Genomic DNA, 19,266 nt, shown 5'->3' with positions numbered 1-19,266 from the left:
GCGTAGCGCCCAATCCGGCCGCTTGCAGCATCTGTTTTTCAGATATCGGACCGCCTGAAAACAATGCTTTTCGGCCTTTCGACTGCTGGCTAACCTTCGCGCCAACCTGCACCGCCCCCTTGGCGATGCGCACCACACAAAGGCGGGACGACGTGACGAAGACAACGCGGATCGATCTGAATTCCGACATGGGCGAAGGCTTCGGCCCCTGGACCATCGGCGACGGCGTGGACGAGCAGCTCATGCCGCTGATCAGCTCGGCCAACATCGCGACCGGCTTCCATGCCGGCGACCCGAACATCATGCGCAGGATGGTGCTGCTGGCCCGCGAACACGGCGTGGGCATCGGCGCGCACCCGGGCTTTCGCGACCTCGTGGGCTTCGGGCGCCGCCACATCACCGCGCCGGCCGACGAGCTGGTGAACGACATGGTCTACCAGCTCGGCGCGCTGCGCGAGTTCGCGCGCCTGGCCGGCATGACGCTGCAGCACATCAAGCCGCACGGCGCGCTGTACATGCATGCGGCGCGCGACGAGGCGCTGTCGCGCGCCCTCGTCACCGCGCTGCAGCAGATCGAACCCACGCTGCGCCTGTTCTGCATGGAATCGTCCGTCACCTTCCAGGTGGCGCGCGAGTTGGGCCAGCCGGTGGTGCGCGAGTTCTATGCCGACCGCGACTACGACCTGAGCGGCTCCATCGTCTTCACGCGCCGCGTCGGCGCGCTCGACCCCGAGGCCGTGGCCGCCAAGGTGCTGCGCGCCTGCACCGAGGGCGTGGTGCGCACGGTCGAAGGAGAAGACATTGCGATCGGCTTCGACTCGGTCTGCATCCACAGCGACACGCCCGGCGCGCTCGCGCTGGTGCAGGCCACGCGGCGCGTCCTTGCCGACAACGGCATCGAAGTTGCAGGCCTTGCCAAGCCCGCTTGAGTTTTTTCTCGTTTTCCCGAACTTGTTCCAGGAGTGCCCCGATGCCCGCTACCCATGAAGTCCTGAGCCCGCTGCCGGGCACCTTCTACCGCCGCTCGGCGCCCGACGCGCCGCCGTTCAAGGCCGAAGGCGACACCGTGGCCGTGGGCGACGTGCTCGGCCTCGTCGAGGTGATGAAGCAGTTCAGCGAAGTCACGGCCGACGCGGCCGGGCGCCTGGCGCGCTTCGCCGTCGAGAACGGCGAGCCGGTCGATCCGGGCCAGCTGCTGGCCGTCATCGAAACGGCCTGAGGCACCCGCCCATGACCGCCGCATTCGACACACTGCTGGTCGCCAACCGGGGCGAGATCGCGGTGCGCATCATCCGCGCCGCCAAGGAGCTGGGGCTCAAGACCGTCGCCGTCTACAGCGACGCCGACGCGCAGAGCCTCGCCGTGCGCATGGCTGACAAGGCCGTGCGCATCGGCCCGGCGCACGCCACCAAGAGCTACCTGAGCATCGACGCGATCCTGCAGGCCGCCGCCGACAGCGGCGCCGGCGCGGTGCACCCTGGCTACGGTTTTCTCTCGGAGAACGCCGCGTTCGCCGAGCGCGTCGAGGCCGCGGGCCTGGTGTTCGTGGGCCCGACGCCGCATGCGATCCGCACCATGGGCGACAAGGCCGCGGCACGCGCCGCCGCCCTGCGCGCCGGCGTGCCCACCGTGCCCGGCAGCGCGGGCGTGGTGACCGACCCCGACACCGCCGTCGAAGTGGCGAAAGACATCGGCTACCCGATCATGATCAAGGCCTCGGCCGGCGGCGGCGGGCGCGGCATCCGCGTAGCGCACGACGAAGCCGAGCTGCGCCAGCAGTTCGCCACCGCCACCGCCGAAGCGCAGGCCGCCTTCGGCAACGGCGAGGTGTACCTCGAACGCTTCATCCGCCAGGCGCGCCACATCGAAGTGCAGATCCTGGGCGACGGCCAGCGCGTGGTGCACTGCTTCGAGCGCGAATGCTCGCTGCAGCGGCGCCGCCAGAAGGTGTGGGAAGAAGCGCCCTCGGCCGCCATCAGCGAAGCCACGCGCGCCGCGCTGTGCGAATCGGCACTGCGGCTCGCACGCGCCGTGGCCTACCGCGGCGCGGGCACGCTCGAGTACCTGTACGACGACGACACGCGTGAGTTCTTCTTCATCGAGATGAACACGCGCATCCAGGTCGAGCACCCGATCACCGAGATGGTCACCGGCGTCGACCTCGTGAAGGAAATGCTGCGCATCGCGCTCGGCCAGCCGCTGCGCCTGCAGCAGGACGACATCCGCCTGACCGGCGCGGCCATCGAGGTGCGCATCAACGCCGAGAACGCCGCGAAGAACTTCATGCCGAGCCCCGGCCTCGTGTCGCAACTCGTGGTGCCGGGCGGCCCGGGCGTGCGCTTCGACACCTTCCTGTTTCCCGGCTACACCGTGCCCGCGTACTACGACTCGCTGCTCGGCAAGCTCGTCGTGCACGACACCGACCGCGCCAGTGCCCTGGCCCGCATGCGGCGTGCGCTCGAGGAGTTGCAAGTCGAAGGCATCCACACGACGATCCCGCTGCACCGTGCGCTGTGCGAGGACGCTGATGTGGCGAAGGCCGCGTTCCACACGGGATTTCTCGAAACCTGGCTCGCGGCAAATCCACTCGCCGACGCGCCTCCCATGTTGAAGGTGGCCGCATGACCGCTGCAAGCACCCTCCCCCCGCAAGCCCGCTACAGCTTCGGCGGCGACGAGCACCTGTTCGTCGAGATCAGCGAAGAGATGTCGCTGCCCGCCTTCTTCAAGGGCATGGCCATCTGCAACGAGCTGCGCCGCCGCGCACTGCCCGGCGTGACCGAGATCTGCCCGGCCAACGCCGCGTATCTCGTGCGCTTCGACCCCGATGCGATCGCGCCCGACGCGCTGCTCGCCACGCTGAAGGAGATCGAAGCGGGCCTGGGCGACGCCGACCTGCAGATGCAGACGCGCATCGTCGAGATCCCCGTGCTCTACAACGACCCGTGGACGCACGAGACGCTGATGCGTTTTCGCGAGCGCCACCAGGACCCGTCGAGCACCGACATCGAGTACGCCGCACGCATCAACGGCCACGCCTCGGTCGAGGCCTTCATCGAGGCGCACTCGTCGGCGCCGTGGTTCGTGTCGATGGTCGGTTTCGTGGCCGGCCTGCCCTTCCTGTTCCAGATGGTCGAGCGCCAGCGCCAGATCCAGGTGCCCAAGTACCTGAGCCCGCGCACCGACACGCCCAAGCTCACGCTGGGCCACGGCGGCTGCTTCAGCTGCATCTACTCGGTGCGCGGCGCGGGCGGCTACCAGATGTTCGGCGTCACGCCCGCACCGATCTTCGACCCGGCGCAGCGGCTGTCGTACCTCAAGGACCTGATGGTGTTCTTCCAGCCCGGCGACATCGTCAAGTGGAAGCCCATCGACCGCGCCGAGTACGACCGCCAGGTGGCGCAGGTCGAGGCCGGCACCTACGCGCTGCGCATCGCGCCGGTGTCGTTCTCGCTCAACGATTTCCTGGCCGACCCCGACGGCTACAACCAACAACTGCTGAAGGTGCTCCATGGCGATTGACGTGCTCAAGCCCGGCCTCGCGACCAGCGTGCAGGACGCCGGCCGCCCCGGCTACTACCACCTGGGCATTCCGCTGTCGGGCGCGCTCGACCAGCAAAGCCTGGTGCTCGCGAACCTGCTGGTGGGCAACGACGAAGGCGCGGCCGTCATCGAAAGCACGCTGCTCGGTCCCGAGCTGCAGTTCGACGCACCCGCGCTGGTGGCGGTGACCGGCGCCGACGCGAAGATCAAGCTCAACGGCAACGAAGCGCCGCGCAACACCTCGTTCACGGTGCAGGCCGGCGACAAGCTGAGCTTCGACTTCATGAAGCTCGGCGCACGCATGTGCATCGCCGTGGCCGGCGGCATCGACGTGCCGGTGGTGCTGGGCAGCCGCTCGACCTACGGCCTGGGCGCGTTCGGCGGCTTCAACGGCCGCAAGCTGCTGGCCGGCGACAAGTTGCCCGTGGGCACGCCGGCTGCCGGCGCCCGCGCGGGCCGCACGGTCGATGCCGCGCTGCTGCCGGTGCTCGAAAAAGAAGTGGCCCTGCGCGTGCTGCCGGGCATCTACTTCCATCGCCTGCAGGAGGTGTCGGTGCAAAGCTTCTTCGCCGACACCTGGACCGTCGGCTCCGAGGCCGACCGCATCGGCTACCGCTACAAGCACGGCACGCCGCTGAAGTTCCAGGAGCGCACGCCGCCCTTCGGCGCGGGCGACGACCCGTCGAACATCGTCGATGCGGGCTACCCCTACGGCTCCATCCAGGTGCCGGGCGGACGCGAGCCGATCATCCTGCACCGCGACGCGGTGTCGGGCGGCGGCTACGCGATGGTCGGCACCGTCATCAGCGCCGACATGGACCTCATCGCCCAGATGCAGCCCAACCACAAGGCGCGCTTCGTCGAGGTCGACATGGCGCAGGCGCTCGAAGCCCGCGCCGAACGCCGACGACGGCTCGACCGCCTGCGGGCCGCACTCGCGGCCTGACGCGCGCCCGTCCTTCCCTTTTTCTTCACCGCTGTCACCCAAGGAGTTCTTCATGAACAGCTCACCCCTGCGCGTTTCATTGATCGCCGCTTCGCTCGCCGCCGCCCTGGCGTGGCACGCCCCGGCCTCGGCCGCCGATTGGTTTCCCTACAAGGCCGAGGCCACTGAACCCGCCTTCTCGGCCGAGGGCACGAAGAAACCCATCGACTACACGCCGCTGGCCAAGGCGTCGAAGAAGTGGGACATCTGCGTGTCGTTCCCGCACATGAAGGACGCCTACTGGCTCGGCGTGGACTACGGCGTGATCGAAGAGGCGCGCCGCCTGGGCGTGAAGCTGCAGGTTGTCGACGCGGGCGGCTACACCAACCTGAGCAAGCAGGTCTCGCAGATCGAGGACTGCGTGGCGCGCGGCGCCAACGCGGTGGTCATCGGCGCGATCTCGGGCGATGGGCTGAACAACGTCATCAAGGCCACGGCCGCCAAGAAGGTGCCGGTGATCGACCTGGTGAACGGCATCAGCTCGCCCGACCTGTCGGCCAAGTCGCTGGTGTCGTTCTACACGATGGGCCAGTCGACCGGCGAGTACCTCGCGAAGAAGCACCCTGCCGGCTCGCCGCCGGTGAAGGTCGGCTGGTTCCCGGGCCCGGCCGGCGCGGGCTGGGTCGAGGCCGCGCACAAGGGCTTCATGGAAGCGATCAAGGGCAGCGCCGTGACGGTGCTCGACCCCAAGTACGGCGACACCGGCAAGGAGGCGCAGGCCAAGCTGGTCGAAGACGTGCTGCAGGGCAATCCCGACCTCGCCTACGTGGCCGGCACGGCAGTGACCGCCGAGGCCGCCACCGGCATCCTTCGCGCGCGCAACCTCGACAAGAAGGTGCAGGTGCTCTCGTTCTACATGACGCCGGGCGTGTACGAAGGCATCCAGAAGGGCCGCATCGTGGCCGCGCCGGCCGACTCGATGGTGATCCAGGGCCGCATCGCGGTCGACCAGGCCGTGCGCCTGCTCGAGAACAAGGACGTGGTGAAGCACGTCGGCCCGAAGATCTTCGTGGTCGACAGCGGCAACATCAAGACCGTGAAGCAGGCCGACATCCTGCCGCCGACCGGCTTCAAGCCGGTGTTCGAGGTCAAGTAAGCCGGCCATGGCTCCCGTGCTGCTGCAGACCCTCGGCCTGGGCAAACGCTACCCCGGCGTGCTCGCGCTCGATGCGATGGACTTCGAGCTGCGCGCCGGCGAGGTGCACGTGCTGTTCGGCGAGAACGGCGCCGGCAAGTCGACGCTGATCTCGCTGCTGGCCGGCGCCAACGTGCCGACGGCGGGCGAGATCCGCATGCACGGCGCGCCGGTGAAGTTCGCCAACGTGCACGACGCGCGGCGCCACGGCATCAGCGCGGTGTTCCAGGAGTTCTCGCTGATCCCCACGTTGTCGGTGGCGCAGAACCTGAGCCTGGGCGGGGAGCCGTGCCAGCGCGGCCTGCTCGACCGCGCGGCGGTGCGCGAGCGCGCCCGCACGATGCTGGCCGACCTGGGCTTCGAGATCGACGTCGACGCGCCCGTGGCGGGCCTCACGCGCGCGCAGCAGCAGATGGTGGAGATCGCCAAGGGCCTGCGCGGCGAGGTGTCGGTGCTGATCCTCGACGAACCCACGGCCTCGCTCACCGACACCGAGACGCAGCGCCTGTTCGAGCTGGTGGCGCGGCTGAAGGCGCGCGGCGTGGGCATCGTCTACATCTCGCACCGCATGCAGGAGATCGCGCAGATCGCCGATCGCATCACGGTGCTGCGCGACGGGCGCAAGGTCACGACCGTGGAAGCGAACGCCACGAGCGCCGACCGGCTCATCGAGCTGATGAGCGGGCGCGCCATCGACAACATCTACCCGCGCATCACGGCCAACCCCGGCGAGGTCGTGCTGCAGGTCGAAGGGCTGGCCTCGCCCAACGGCGTGCGCCACGCCAGCCTCATGGTGCGGCGCGGCGAAGTGGTCGGGCTGGCCGGACTGGTCGGCTGCGGCAAGTCGGAGCTGTTCCGCGCGATCTACGGCCTCGACCCCGTGAGCGAAGGGCGCGTGCTGTTCAAGGGCCGCCCGCGCACCGGCGCGACGGTGCGCCAGCTGCTCGACGAGGGCCTGTTCTACCTGCCGCCCGACCGCAAGGGCGAAGGGCTGGTGCTCGGCTTCACGTCGCGCGCCAACATCACCTTGCCGCTGGTGCACGGGCCGCTGCGCGGGCGCGGCGGCTGGCTGCGCAAGCGCCTCGGGCGGCGGCTTTCGACGACGGCCGCCGAGCGCGTCGAACTCGCGCCGCGCAACCTCGAACGGCCCGTGGGCCTGCTCTCGGGCGGCAACCAGCAGAAGGTGCTGTTCGGCAAGGGCATGACGCGCGACGCCGCGCTCTACGTGTTCGACGAGCCCACGGTCGGCGTGGACGTCGGCACGCGCAGCGCGCTGTACGAGGTGATCCGCAAGCTCTGCGAAGGCGGCGCGGCGGTGGTCGTGATCTCGTCCGACCTGCCCGAGGTGCTGCACCTGAGCCACCGCGTGTACGTGATGTGCCGCGGCGAGATCGCCGGCGAGCTGCATGGCGACGCCATCCAGGAAACCGCCGTGCTCAACCTGTTTTTCGGCCCCAGCGAGAACCCCTCCTCATGACTTCGCCTTCCCTCACCGCCGCCCCCGCGGCTCCCACGCCCGGCCTGGCCGGGCGCGCCCTCGGCCTGCTGCGCAGTCTCTTTTTGCGCCTGGGCGTGCTGCCCTTCATGCTGGTGATCGCCTGCGTGGTGTTCGCCACGCTGTCCGACCAGTTCCTCACGGTGCAGAACCTGGTGAACCTGCTGCGCCAGTCGGTCTACCTGATCCTCGTGTCGCTGGGCCAGATGCTGGCGCTGGTCACCGGCGGCTTCGATCTCTCGGTGGGCACGGTGATGGCGATCACCTCGGTGGTCTCGGCGCTCGCCATGCAGGCGCTGGGCGCGGCCTTTCCCGACGCGGCCTGGATGGTGGTGCTCGTGGGCTGCGCCTGCGGGATGCTCGCCGGGCTGGTGGTGGGCCTGGTCAATGGCTTCGGCGTGGCGGTGATCGGCGTGTCGCCCTTCATCGTGACGCTGGGCGTGCAGTCGATCGGCTTCGGCTTTGCGCTGTTCCTCACGGGCGGCGTGCCGGTGTCGGGCATGCCGGCGCAGTTCAGCGAGCTGTTCGGCTTCGGCACCGTGCTCGGCGTGCCGGTGCCGATCCTCGTCACGGCCGTGTGCGTGGCCGGCATGGGCGTGCTCATGGGCCGCCTGCCGACCGGCACGCACCTGCTCGCGGTGGGCGGCAACGCCAAGGCCGCGGCGCTGTCGGGCATCGACACGCGCCGCGTGCTGCTCATGGCCTACCTGCTGTGCGCGGGCCTGGCGGCCGTGAGCGGCCTGCTGCTCACGGCGCGCGTGGAAACCGGCGAGGCCAACCTCGGCGGCACCGTGGCGCTCGAATCGATTGCGGCCTGCGTGATCGCCGGCGTGAGCCTGCGCGGCGGCATCGGCCGCGTGCCCAACGTGGTGATGGGCGCCATCTTCATCGGCCTGGTGCAGAACGGCATGAACCTGGCCAGCGTGGGCTCGTACCTGCAGATGGTGGTGCTGGGCGCCCTGCTGATCGTGGCCGTGGTCGCCGACCAGATCCGCCATCGCATGGTGGCGCCGGGCAGCCACTGAGCCTCCAACCAACACAAGCAACGAAGGAATCTCGCATGACAACCAAGACCAACGCCGCCATCGACGCGCGCCGCATCGCCGCCACGCCGCGCGGCGTCGGCATCGGCTTTCCGATCTACGCAGAGCGCGCGCTCAACGCCGAGCTGTGGGACGTCGAAGGCCGGCGCTACATCGACTTCGGCTCGGGCATCGCCGTGCTCAACACCGGCCACCGGCATCCGCGCGTGGTGGAGGCCATTCGCGCGCAGCTCGAGCGCTTCACCCACACGGCCTACCAGGTGGTGCCGTACGAAAGCGTGGTGTCGCTGGCCGAGCGCCTGAACCGCCTCACGCCCGGCACCCACGCCAAGAAGACCGCCTTCTTCACGACCGGCGCCGAGGCGGTCGAGAACGCCATCAAGATCGCGCGCGCCGCCACGCGCCGGCCCGGCGTGATCGCGCTGGGCGGCGGCTTTCACGGCCGCACCTTCATGGGCATGGCGCTCACGGGCAAGGTGGTGCCGTACAAGACCGGCTTCGGGCCCTTTCCCGGCAGCATCTTCCACGTGCCCGCGCCGATCGCGCTGCACGGCGTGTCGGTGGACGATTCGCTGCGCGCCATCGACAAGCTGTTCAAGGCCGACATCGAGCCCGAGCAGGTGGCCGCCATCATCCTCGAGCCCGTGCAGGGCGAAGGCGGTTTCTACGCCGCGCCGCCCGCCTTCATGCGCGCGCTGCGCGAGATCTGCGACCGCCACGGCATCCTGCTGATCGCCGACGAGATCCAGACCGGCTTCGCGCGCACCGGCAAGTGGTTCGCCATGGACCACCACGACGTGGTGCCCGACCTCATGACGATGGCCAAGAGCCTGGCCGGCGGCACGCCGCTGTCGGCCGTGTGCGGGCGCGCGGAGATCATGGACGCGCCCGCCCCCGGCGGCCTCGGCGGCACCTACGCCGCCAACGCGCTGGCCATCGCGGCGGCGCATGCGGTGCTCGACGTGATCGAGGACGAACGCCTGTGCGAGCGCGCGCAAATACTGGGCGACCGGCTCAAGGCGCGCCTCGAAGGCCTGCGCGCCAAGGTGCCGCAGATCGCGGACGTGCGCGGCCTGGGCGCGATGGTAGCGGTCGAGTTCGCGGGCGCCGATGGCGCGCCCGACCCCGCGTTCACGAAGCAGGTGCAAACCCGAGCGCGCGACGCGGGTTTGCTGCTGCTGACTTGCGGCGTGCACGCCAATGTGGTCCGCTTCCTGTTCCCCCTGACCATCGAAGACGCGGTGCTCGGCGAAGGCCTCGACATCCTCGCCGCCGCCCTGCAAGCCTGAGACAAACCACCCATGCCACTGAAACTCCAAGACCCGACCCTGCTGCGCCAGCAGGCCTGCATCGCCGGCGCCTGGGTGAATGCCGACAACGGCACCACCGTCGCCGTCACCAACCCCGCCACCGGCGAGCAGATCGGCACCGTGCCCATGTGCGGCACCGAGGAGACCGTGCGCGCCATCGCCGCCGCCGAAAAGGCGCAAAAGGCCTGGGCCAAGGTGCCCGCCAAGGAACGCTCGGCCATCCTGCGCAAGCTCAACGACCTGATGCTGGCGAACGTGGACGACCTCGCGCTCATCATGACCACCGAGCAGGGCAAGCCCCTGGCCGAGAGCCGCGGCGAGATCGCCTACGCCGCCTCGTTCATCGAGTGGTTCGCCGAAGAAGCGCGCCGCGTGTACGGCGACACCATTCCCGCGCCGCAGGCCGACCGCCGCATCCTGGCGCTGAAGCAACCCGTGGGCGTCACCGCCGCCATCACGCCCTGGAACTTTCCCACCGCCATGCTCACGCGCAAGGCCGGGCCCGCGCTCGCGGCCGGCTGCGCGATGGTCGTGAAGCCGGCCACGCAGACGCCGTTCTCGGCGCTGGCCTTTGCCGTGCTGGCCGAACGCGCGGGCGTGCCCAAGGGCCTGCTGTCAGTGCTCACCGGCTCGGCCAGCCAGATCGGCGGCGAGATGACGCGCAGCCCCATCGTGCGCAAGCTCACCTTCACGGGTTCGACCGAGGTGGGCCGCACGCTCATGAAGCAGTCGGCCGACACGATCAAGAAGCTGTCGCTCGAACTCGGCGGCAACGCGCCCTTCATCGTGTTCGACGATGCGGATGTGGATGCCGCCGTCGAAGGCGCAATGGTCTCCAAGTACCGCAACACCGGCCAGACCTGCGTGTGCGCGAACCGCTTGTACGTGCAGCGCGGCGTGCTCGAAGCCTTCACGCAGAAGCTGGTGGCCAAGGTCAACGCACTGAAGGTCGGCAACGGCACCGAGGCCGGCGTCAACCAGGGACCGCTGATCGACGCCAAGGCGGTCGAGAAGATCGAGGAGCACGTGGCCGACGCCGTCGCCAAGGGCGGCACCGTGCTCGCGGGCGGCAAGCGTCATGCGCTGGGCGGCCTGTTCTACGAGCCGACCGTGATCGGCGGCGCCACGCCCGACATGCTGTTCGCGCGCGAGGAAACCTTCGGCCCGCTGGCGCCGATCTTCGCGTTCGACACCGAGGCCGAAGCCATCGCCGCGGCCAACGACACCGAGTTCGGCCTGGCCGCGTACTTCTACAGCCGCGACATCGGCCGCATCATGCGCGTGGCCGAAGCGCTCGAATCGGGCATCGTGGGCGTGAACACCGGGCTGGTGTCCACGGCCGAGGCGCCGTTCGGCGGCGTCAAGCAGTCGGGGCTGGGGCGCGAGGGCTCGAAGTACGGGCTCGATGATTTCCTCGAGATCAAGTACGTCTGTCTCGCGGGGCTGGACACTTAGGGCTGCGAAAATTCGCAGCCTATGAGAACGTACCGAGGGTCTTGCCATTGCGGCGCGTGCCGCTTCGAAGTCGACACCGACCTCGACCATGTCCGCAGCTGCAACTGCTCCGTGTGCCGGCGCCGCGGCGCGCTGATTCACCGCGTGCCCGCATCGGCGCTTCGCCTGTTCACGCCGCTGGAAGACCTCACGGTCTATGAATGGCACACGCGGACCGCACGGGACTACTTCTGCCCCACCTGCGGAATCATGCCGTTCCGGATTCCCAGCGCGCCGACCGCGCAAGAGGCAGCCGAAGGCAAGCTGCCGTTCACGGGATGGGCCATCAATGCGCGCTGTCTTGAAGGCGTGGACCTGGCCAGCATCCCGGTCCGGCTCGTGAACGGCGCCGATCTGTCTTGAGCGCCGAGGGCGGTTGCGTTCAGCTCAGCAGCCAGTGCACGCTGAACAGCCGCTCGGGGTCGGTCCACACCGCCCCGACGCGGAAGCCCGCGCGCACCGCCAGGGCCTGCAGGCCCTCGACGGTGAACTTGTGCGAGTACTCGGTGTGCAGGGTCTCGCCTTCCTCGAACGAGAAGCGCTCGCCGCGCAGTTGCACGCTCTGCGCGCGCCGGCTCACGAGGTGCATCTCGATGCGGCGCATCGGCGCGTTGTAGAAGGCCGCGTGCGAGAAGCCGTCGAGGTCGAAGTCGGCCGACAGCTCCGCGTTCGCCCGCCGCAGCAGGTTGAGGTTGAACGCCGCCGTCACGCCCTGCGCGTCGTTGTAGGCCGCGTGCAGCCGGTCGGGGTCTTTCACCAGGTCGACGCCGATCAGCAGGCCGCCGCCGCGCAGCATGCGCGCCGCGAGCTGCAGGAACGCCAGCGCCTCGTCGGGCTCGAAGTTGCCGATGGTCGAGCCCGGAAAGAAGCCCACGCGCCGGCCCGCCCCGGCCAGGGGCGCGGGCAGCACGAGCGGCATGGTGTAGTCGGCCGCGATGGGCTGCACCGCGAGCGACGGGTAGTCGGCCTTCAGGCGCGCCGCCGCAGCCTCGAGGTGCTCGCCCGAGATGTCGATCGGCAGGTAGCGCTTGGGCGATTCGAGCGCGTCGAGCAGCAAGCGCACCTTGGTGAGCGAGCCGGCGCCGAACTCGACGATCTCGGCGTTCGGCCCGATCTGCGCGGCGATCTCACCGGCGCAGGCGCCCAGGATGCCCAGCTCGGTGCGCGTGGGGTAGTACTCGGGCAGTTCGCAGATGCGATCGAACAGCTGCGAGCCGGCCACGTCATAGAAGAACTTGGGCGAGATGTGGCGCGGCGTGCGCGCCAGGCCGGCCTGCATGGCGCGGCCGAACTCGGACCACGGGGCGGTGTCGGGCGGGGTCGCTGCCTCCTGTCGCTGCAGGTGGCTGGCGAGGGCGAACGGGGCGGTCGGATTGCGCATGGTGCTCGGCTCCATCGAGGTGTCGGTCAAAGGTCTTTCGCGAGCCGCAGCCCCGAGAACTGCCAGCGTGCCGCCGGCGGAAAGAAATTGCGGTAGCTTGGCCGCGTGTGGCCGGCCGGCGTGGCCACGCTGCCGCCGCGCAGCACCAGCTGGCCCACCATGAACTTGCCGTTGTATTCGGCCGCGATGCCGGGCAGCGGACGAAAGCCCGGGTACGGGTCGTACGAGGAACGCGTCCATTGCCAGACATGGCCGCTCATCTGCGCGATGCCGGGCGCGTCGAAGGCGGCCTCCCATTCGAACTCGGTGGGCAGCCGCGCGCCGGCCCATTCGGCGTACGCGGCGGCCTCGTAGAAGCTCAGCTGGGACACGGGCGCGTCGGCCTCCATCGGCCGCACGCCGTGCAGGCCGAACACCTGCCAACCGCCGGGCGCGGCAGGGCCGCCGCCCGCGCCGAGGGTGGCGATGCGCGGGTCGTCGGCTTCGAGCCAGTAGGCCGGGTGGCGCCAGCCCTGGGCCTGCACCGTGGCCCAGCCGTCGGACAGCCACAGCTCGGGCCGCCGGTAGCCGCCGTCGGCGATGAACTGCGCGTAGTCGCCGCAGTTCACCAGCCGGTCGGCGATGGCATAGGGGTGCAGCAAGGCGGCGTGGCGCGGCGTCTCGTTGTCGAAGCAAAAGCCCTCGCCCGCATGCCCGACCTCGACCGTGCCGCCCGGCTGTTCCAGCCAGCGCACCTCGGCCGGCACGGCAGCCAGCCGCCGCGCGGGGCCGCTCGCGGGCTTGTACGCCGGCAGCAGCGGGTTGCACGACAGCGCATGCAGGATGTCGGTGAGCAGCAGCTCCTGATGCTGCTGCTCGTGGTTCAGCCCGAGCGCGACGATGGCCTCGATGGCCGCCCAGTCGAGCGCCTCCGGCGCCGCGAGCAGCGCGAGCACCGCCTCGTCGACATGGCGGCGGTAGGCATGCACTTCGTCGAGCGACGGCCGCGTCAGCAGGCCGCGCTGCGGCCGCGGGTGGCGCGGCCCGAGCGCCTCGTAGTAGGAGTTGAAGAGGTAATGAAAACGCGCATCGAAGGGTTGGTACCCCGCCGCATGCGGCTGCAGCAGCACGGTCTCGAAGAACCACGTCGTGTGCGCCAGATGCCACTTGGTCGGGCTGGCGTCGGGCATCGACTGGATGCACTGGTCCTCGGCGGACAGCGGCGCGGCCAGCGCCAGGCTGGCGGCGCGCACCGTGCGGAATTGCTCGCGCAAGGCGCTCGCCACGGGGGCGATCGGCCGGGAAAACGTCATGGTGTCTCCAGTCGGGTGAGCCGGAAGTTTTAGCCCATACCGGCGACAAAAGCACGTAGGACAAGACGCCGCCGCCGCGCCGCCGCAGGAGCCCGTCCTGCGCGCAAGCGGCCCGGAACGCCCCGGCCCGCTGCGTATGATTCGGGCGATGCAAACCCCCTCTCCTTCGGCCAGGCCCCACGTTGTCATCATCGGCTGCGGTTTCGGCGGACTCGAGGCAGCGCGCAAGCTGCAGCGGGCCGACGTCGATGTGACGGTGATCGACAAGACCAACCACCACCTGTTCCAGCCCCTGCTGTACCAGGTGGCGACCGCCGGGCTCGCGGCGCCATCGATCGCGGCGCCGGTGCGCGCGCTGTTCCGCAAGCAGGCCAACGTGACCACGCTGCTGGCCGAGGTGACGGGCATCGACCCGGCCGCGCGCACGGTGCAGCTGGCCGACGGCAGCCGGGTGGCCTACGACCACCTGATCGTGGCGGCCGGCGCCACGCACAGCTACTTCGGGCACGACGAGTGGGCGCCCGCCGCGCCGGGCCTGAAGACGCTGGCCGACGCCTTCGAGATCCGCCGCCGCGTGCTGATGTCTTTCGAAACGGCCGAGACCACCGCCGACCCCGAGCGGCGCCGCGCCCTGCTCACCTTCGTGGTGATCGGCGCCGGACCGACCGGTGTCGAGATGGCCGGCACGCTGGCCGAGATCGCCAAGCACACGCTCGCGGGCGAGTTCCGCCGCATCGACCCCGGCAGCGCGCAGGTGCTGCTGGTCGAGGGCGGCCCGCGCGTGCTGCAGGCCATGCCCGAAAGCCTGAGCCAGAAGGCGCTCGAACAACTGGAACGGCTCGGCGTGGAGGTGCGGCTGAACGCGCGCGTCACCGCCATCGACAACGCCGGCCTCGAAGTGCAGACCGGCGGCGGCCCCGACGGCGCGCCGCTGCAGAGCTACCGCATTCCCAGCAGCTGCGTGGTGTGGGCGGCCGGTGTCGCGGCCTCGCCGCTGGGCCGGCTGCTCGGCAGCGCCACGGGCGTCGAGTGCGACCGCGCGGGCCGCATCAAGGTCGAGCCCGACCTGAGCCTGGCCGGCCACCCCGAGATCAGCGTGGTGGGCGACCTGGCCGCCGCCATGAGCCACGCGCCCGGCAAGCCGCCCAAGCCGGTGCCCGGCGTGTCGCCCGGCGCCAAGCAGGCGGGCCGCGCAGCGGCGGCGAACATCCTGCGCCGCCTGGCGGGCCAGCCCTCGGTGCCGTTCCGCTACGCCGACTATGGCAACCTGGCCACCATCGGGCGCAACTCGGCCGTGGTCGACCTGGGCACGCCCTTCGGCCCGCTGCGCTTCAGCGGCCGGCCCGCGTGGCTGTTCTGGCTGTTCGCGCACGCGTACTTCCTCATCGGCTTCCGCAACCGCGTGGTCGTGATGTGGGACTGGGCCAGCGCCTACTGGAGCTTCCAGCGCAACGCGCGCGTGGTGGCCGACGTGCAGGGCCGCAGCGAGTCGTAAGCACGCCCCACGCCGCGCGATGACGTTGCTCTGGTGGGTCGTCTTTCATGCGCTCGATGCGCTGTTCTGGCTCTGGATCCTGCGCTGGGGTGGCGCGGCCTGGCTCGAAGGCACGTTTCTCTCGGGCTTTCTCGTGAGCATCTTCGCGCCGCGCTGGGGCGCCGAGGGCCTGCGCATGTTCGCGCTGCTGATGCTGATCGTGTGCGCGATCAGCTTCGTCTGGGGCCTGCTCATGCCCGAGATGCGCTGCTGGTACTCGGGCCACTGCTGAAGCCCCGAGGGCGCCCCCGCAAGGCGCCCCCTGGCCGCGTCAGCTGCCGATCACCCCACCGTCGATCTTCGTGATGACCACGGTCGCCGAGCGCGGCCGGCCCGCGCCGTCGGGCCACTTCGACACGGCGAGCGGGCGCTCGGGGTCGCTGCGCTCGTTGGCCGGCTCGCCCGGGTGCTGGATGTTGATGAACAGCGTGCGCAGGTCGGGCGTGGCCGTGAGGCCGGTGATCTCGCAGCCGGCCGGGCCGAGCAGAAAGCGGCGGATCTCGCCCTTGGTCGGGTCGCAGGCCAGCATCTGGTTGTTGGGCAGGTTCGTGTACTCGCCCTTGCCGAGCGTGGAGGTCGACACGTCGGTCTGGATCCACAGCACGCCGCGCGCATCGACCATCAGGCCGTCGGGGCTGCCGAAGGCGTCGCCCTTGACGTTGCCCTGCGCCTCGTAGCGCGTCTGCTTCGGGTCGCCCGCGAGCACGAGGTGGTTCCAGGCGAACTTCGTGGCGTCGAGGTCGCCGCTTTCCTTCCAGCGGATGATCTGGCCCATCGTGTTGTTGGAACGCGGGTTGGCCGCGTCCATGAAGGGCTGGCCCGGCGCGCCGCGGTTGCTGTTGTTGGTGAGCGTGCAGTAGACCTCCTTCGTCAGCGGATCGACGGTGGTCCACTCGGGGCGGTCCATCTTCGTGGCGCCGAGGATGTCGCTGGCCTGGCGCGACTTGATGAGCACGTCGCCCTGCGTGGTGAAGCCCTTGTCGGCCACCAGCCCGCCCTTGCCCTGCACCAGCGGCAGCCATTCGCCCGTGCCGTCGACGTCGAAGCGGCCCACGTAGAGCGTGCCGTGGTCGAGCAGGTCGCGGTTGGCGGCGGCGCCACCGGGGCGCACTTTGTCGCGGCTCACGAACTTGTAGATGTACTCGAAGCGCGAGTCCTCGCCCATGTAGACCACGGCGCGGCCGTCGTCGGTGAGCGCCACGGCGGCGCCTTCGTGCGCGGCGCGGCCCAGTGCGGTGCGCTTGCGCGGCGTGGAGTTCGGGTCTTGCGGATCGATCTCGACCACCCAGCCGTAGCGGTTCGATTCATTCGGGTGCTTGGCCACATCGAAGCGTTCTTCGTGCTCGTGCCAGCGGTACTTGGCGCCGTTGCCCTTCTTGAGGCCCCAGCGCTTCTGGTGCGCATCGGGCGTGGCGGTGCCCTCGAAGTAGTCGGCGAAGTTTTCCTCGCAGGTCAGGTAGGTGCCCCACGGCGTCTGGCCGTTGGCGCAGTTGTTGAAGGTGCCGAGCACCTGCGTACCCGAGGGGTCGCCCGCGGTGCGCAGCATCGGGTGGCCGGCCGCGGGGCCGGTGAGCGTCATCGGCGTGAGCGCGGTGATGCGGCGCGCGAAACGCGAGGGCAGCACCTGCTGCCAGGCCGCGCCGTCGCGCTGCAGCTCGATCACCGACACGCCGTGCGCGTGCATCGACTTGCGCACCTTCGCGGCGCTCCAGGTCTTCATGCCGTCGGTGTGCAGCAGGCCATCGTCCACGTACTCGTGGTTCAGCACCAGCAGGCCGCGGTTCGATCCGTCCAGCGGAAAGAAGGCCATGCCGTCGTGGTGCATGCCGGCCTGCAGCGCCTGGTCGTCGGCGGAGTCGGAAGCGTCGGTCTTGAAGGCGGGCATGCGGCCCGCGATGCCGGTGGGGTCGCCCCAGCGGTACAGCACCTGCGTACGGTAGCCCTCGGGCACGACCACCTGGTCGACCGCCGCCATGGGCACGCTCTTGAAACCGATGGCGCGGCCCAGGCCGCTCACGGCACTGCTGCTACCGGCGCCCGTGCTGGCACAGCCGGCCAGCGGACCGAACAGGCCCGCCACGGCCGCCGCCAGGCCGCCGCGCACGAAGACCCGTCGCTGCGGATCGGACACGTCGTGGATGGTGGGATTGCCGGAGGGGTTCGAGTCCTCCATGCGCGCGAAGTCTTTGGCCATGTCCTGGGGGTCCGTGGGAATCGTGGGAACCCGCGATGCTCCCGCACGCCCATGAAGCCGTCATGACAGGGGTTCGAAGCGCACGTCGCCCCAGGGCTGCGAGCCGCCGTGGTTGCTGTTGTTGTTGCGTGGCTGCTCCCGCCGTTCGCGGCGCCAGTCCCAGGGCGGCGTCGGCGCGGTGTCGGCCCACAGGCCGATGTGCTGCGCACGCGCCGCGGCCTCGAGGCGGAACAGGTCGCCACCGCGCTTCTTCGCGATGCCGTGGTAGTCGTACACCCAGGCCCAGCCTTCGGCCACCAGGCGGCGGCCGGCGTCTTCGCCGTTGCAGCGCACGTCGGCCACGGTGCGGCCGTAGCGGTCGGTGTCGCGCTCGGTGATGACGGCCTTCTCGGCGTAGCACAGGCGGCTCAGCGCCTGGCGGCTGCGCTGGCCGTAGGGCTGCGCTTTCTCGGGCGCGTCGATGGCGGCGATGCGCACCTTGACCTGCTCGTAAGCGCCGATGCGGCCGCAGCGCGCGGTGAGCGTGTCGCCGTCGCTCACGCCCACGACGAGGCAGGTGCGCGACGACGCGGCGTGGGTCAGCAGCGGGAGGGAAAGGCCGAGGGAAAGAAGCAGGAAGACGGGACGAAAGCGCATGCGGAAAGGAAGCGGAACACGGGGCCAAGAATGGCCGACGATTCTCGGCGCGAAGTGTGCGCGCCGCCCTTCGGATGCATTTGTTTTCGTCTTCGCTCAGCGTGCGGCCGGCGCGGCCGTCGACTTGCGCACCACCAGCTCCGGGCGCAGCACCACGGTGGACGCGGACAGCGCCTGTCCGTCGATCTCCTCGAACAGCATCTCGGCCGCGCGCCAGCCGAGTTCGCGGTGCGGCAAGCGGATGGTGGTGAGCGGCGGATCGACCATGTCGACCAGCGGCATGTCGTTGTGGCCGGTGATGGAGATGTCTTTCGGCACGCGCAGGCCGACCTCACGCAGCGCGTCGTAGGCGCCCAGTGCCACGAGGTCGTTGCAGCAGACCACGGCTTGCGGCGCGGCGCCGGCCGCGAGCATCTGCTTCATCGCGGCCGCGCCCGCCTCGCGGCTGTAGCTCGCGCACTCGACGATGCGCGCCGGCTTCATGCGGTGGTCGCGCAGCGCCTGCTCCACGCCCAGCAGGCGGCCCACGCCGGTGGGGATGGTCTGCGGCCCCGCCAGGTGCGCGATGCGCTTGTGGCCCAGGCCCACGAGGTGGTCGACCGCGAGCTTCATCGCCAGCCGGTCGTCGCTCACCACGGCGGGCAGGCGACCGGTCTCGTCGGCGCGGTTGACCAGCACCGCCGTCATGCCGGCCTTGGCGACGAAGTCGACCAGCGGGTCGTCGCGCGTGGCGGTGGCCAGGATCACGCCATCCACGCGCTGCGCCAGCATGCGCTCGAGCACCGGCCGCGCCAGCGCCGGATCGACCACGTTGGTGACGAACACGAAGTAGCCGCGCGCGGCCGCGCTGGCCTCGATGCCTTGCAGGATCGGCGGGAACACCGCGTTGGTGATGTCGGGCACCAGCACGCCGATGGTGTGGGTGCGGCCCGTGCGCAGCGCCGAGGCCGCGCGGTTGGGCCGGTAGCCCAGGCGCTGCGCGGCCTCCTCGACCACGCGCAGCACCTCGTCGCTGATCAGCGAGCGCTTCTCGGGGCTGAGCGCGCGCGACACGGTCGACACATGCACCCCGGCGGCACGGGCGACGTCGCGGATGGTGACGGGGCTGGAGGGGGGATGGGTGCTCATTTGTGCAAACGATTGTTGGTCATCCGGTGCGCCATGGTCGGCGAATTCCCATTCTGACATCCCGGATACCCTCCATTTTACTTTTCCGGAATCTGCC

The 19,266-nt window shown here is 70.1% G+C and carries 18 protein-coding genes; 13 read left to right on the top strand and 5 right to left on the bottom strand.

Going from position 1 to position 19,266, the window contains the following annotated elements; all coding sequences use genetic code 11:
- Positions 1-125: 125 nt before the first annotated feature.
- The 11 genes from AC1RGU_RS13185 to AC1RGU_RS13135 are packed head-to-tail and all read left to right on the top strand — an operon-like array spanning position 126 to position 11,367.
- Positions 126-929, top strand: coding sequence for a 5-oxoprolinase subunit PxpA (locus tag AC1RGU_RS13185; RefSeq protein ID WP_492696507.1), 804 nt, complete (start codon positions 126-128; stop codon positions 927-929).
- 41 nt (positions 930-970) lie between these two features.
- Positions 971-1,219 carry an acetyl-CoA carboxylase gene (locus tag AC1RGU_RS13180; protein ID WP_095746198.1) on the top strand — a complete coding sequence of 83 codons (249 nt, stop codon included), beginning with the start codon at positions 971-973 and terminating at the stop codon, positions 1,217-1,219.
- A gap of 11 nt (positions 1,220-1,230) precedes the next feature.
- Positions 1,231-2,625, top strand: coding sequence for an acetyl-CoA carboxylase biotin carboxylase subunit (locus AC1RGU_RS13175; protein ID WP_492696506.1), 1,395 nt, complete (start codon positions 1,231-1,233; stop codon positions 2,623-2,625).
- The gene (locus AC1RGU_RS13170; RefSeq protein ID WP_369629608.1) at positions 2,622-3,521 is read left to right on the top strand and encodes a 5-oxoprolinase subunit B family protein; all 900 of its coding nucleotides are present in this window, start codon (positions 2,622-2,624) and stop codon (positions 3,519-3,521) included. Before AC1RGU_RS13175 ends, AC1RGU_RS13170 begins: the two co-directional genes overlap by 4 nt.
- A complete protein-coding gene (locus AC1RGU_RS13165) occupies positions 3,511-4,488 on the top strand; it encodes a 5-oxoprolinase subunit C family protein (protein ID WP_492696505.1) in 978 nt (325 codons plus the stop codon). The genes AC1RGU_RS13170 and AC1RGU_RS13165 overlap by 11 nt, the downstream gene beginning before the upstream one ends.
- Before the next feature lie 52 nt (positions 4,489-4,540).
- Positions 4,541-5,623, top strand: coding sequence for a TMAO reductase system periplasmic protein TorT (gene torT, locus AC1RGU_RS13160; protein ID WP_492696504.1), 1,083 nt, complete (start codon positions 4,541-4,543; stop codon positions 5,621-5,623).
- Positions 5,624-5,630: 7 nt separating this feature from the next.
- The gene (locus AC1RGU_RS13155) at positions 5,631-7,139 is read left to right on the top strand and encodes a sugar ABC transporter ATP-binding protein (RefSeq protein WP_492696503.1); all 1,509 of its coding nucleotides are present in this window, start codon (positions 5,631-5,633) and stop codon (positions 7,137-7,139) included.
- Positions 7,136-8,182 (top strand): ABC transporter permease, encoded by a 1,047-nt coding sequence (locus tag AC1RGU_RS13150; protein WP_070062533.1) that lies wholly within the window; start codon positions 7,136-7,138, stop codon positions 8,180-8,182. The genes AC1RGU_RS13155 and AC1RGU_RS13150 overlap by 4 nt, the downstream gene beginning before the upstream one ends.
- A gap of 35 nt (positions 8,183-8,217) precedes the next feature.
- Positions 8,218-9,489, top strand: coding sequence for a 4-aminobutyrate--2-oxoglutarate transaminase (gabT, locus tag AC1RGU_RS13145; RefSeq protein WP_492696502.1), 1,272 nt, complete (start codon positions 8,218-8,220; stop codon positions 9,487-9,489).
- Between the two features lie 12 nt (positions 9,490-9,501).
- Positions 9,502-10,965, top strand: a complete 1,464-nt coding sequence (locus tag AC1RGU_RS13140) for an NAD-dependent succinate-semialdehyde dehydrogenase (RefSeq protein WP_492696501.1) — start codon at positions 9,502-9,504, stop codon at positions 10,963-10,965.
- Between the two features lie 21 nt (positions 10,966-10,986).
- On the top strand, positions 10,987-11,367 hold the full coding sequence (locus AC1RGU_RS13135; RefSeq protein ID WP_492696500.1) for a GFA family protein: 381 nt from the start codon (positions 10,987-10,989) through the stop codon (positions 11,365-11,367).
- Positions 11,368-11,386: 19 nt separating this feature from the next.
- On the opposite strand, the gene egtD is transcribed toward AC1RGU_RS13135, so the two are convergent.
- Positions 11,387-12,385, bottom strand: a complete 999-nt coding sequence (egtD, locus tag AC1RGU_RS13130) for an L-histidine N(alpha)-methyltransferase (protein WP_492696499.1) — start codon at positions 12,383-12,385, stop codon at positions 11,387-11,389.
- 26 nt (positions 12,386-12,411) lie between these two features.
- Complete coding sequence (gene egtB / locus AC1RGU_RS13125) at positions 12,412-13,677, bottom strand: ergothioneine biosynthesis protein EgtB (protein ID WP_492696498.1); 1,266 nt, start codon at positions 13,675-13,677, stop codon at positions 12,412-12,414.
- 148 nt (positions 13,678-13,825) lie between these two features.
- On the opposite strand from egtB, the gene AC1RGU_RS13120 reads away from it, so the two are divergent.
- Both AC1RGU_RS13120 and AC1RGU_RS13115 read left to right on the top strand, forming a co-directional pair.
- Positions 13,826-15,172, top strand: a complete 1,347-nt coding sequence (locus tag AC1RGU_RS13120; RefSeq protein ID WP_492696497.1) for an NAD(P)/FAD-dependent oxidoreductase — start codon at positions 13,826-13,828, stop codon at positions 15,170-15,172.
- Positions 15,173-15,191: 19 nt separating this feature from the next.
- Positions 15,192-15,443, top strand: a complete 252-nt coding sequence (locus AC1RGU_RS13115) for a hypothetical protein (RefSeq protein WP_095948968.1) — start codon at positions 15,192-15,194, stop codon at positions 15,441-15,443.
- 39 nt (positions 15,444-15,482) lie between these two features.
- On the opposite strand, the gene AC1RGU_RS13110 is transcribed toward AC1RGU_RS13115, so the two are convergent.
- The 3 genes from AC1RGU_RS13110 to AC1RGU_RS13100 all read right to left on the bottom strand — a co-directional run bounded on the left by AC1RGU_RS13110 (position 15,483) and on the right by AC1RGU_RS13100 (position 19,169).
- Positions 15,483-17,405, bottom strand: a complete 1,923-nt coding sequence (locus AC1RGU_RS13110; RefSeq protein ID WP_492696496.1) for a PhoX family protein — start codon at positions 17,403-17,405, stop codon at positions 15,483-15,485.
- A 60-nt stretch (positions 17,406-17,465) separates the two neighbouring features.
- Positions 17,466-18,041, bottom strand: a complete 576-nt coding sequence (locus tag AC1RGU_RS13105; protein ID WP_492696495.1) for a thermonuclease family protein — start codon at positions 18,039-18,041, stop codon at positions 17,466-17,468.
- A 96-nt stretch (positions 18,042-18,137) separates the two neighbouring features.
- Positions 18,138-19,169 (bottom strand): LacI family DNA-binding transcriptional regulator, encoded by a 1,032-nt coding sequence (locus AC1RGU_RS13100; RefSeq protein WP_492696494.1) that lies wholly within the window; start codon positions 19,167-19,169, stop codon positions 18,138-18,140.
- Between the last annotated feature and the right edge of the window lie 97 nt (positions 19,170-19,266).

The sequence above is a fragment of the Variovorax sp. GW823-FHT02B07 genome (assembly GCF_058797695.1).
Note: the sequence above shows the minus strand (reverse complement) of the source record. Positions and strands in the feature narration are given on the sequence as shown.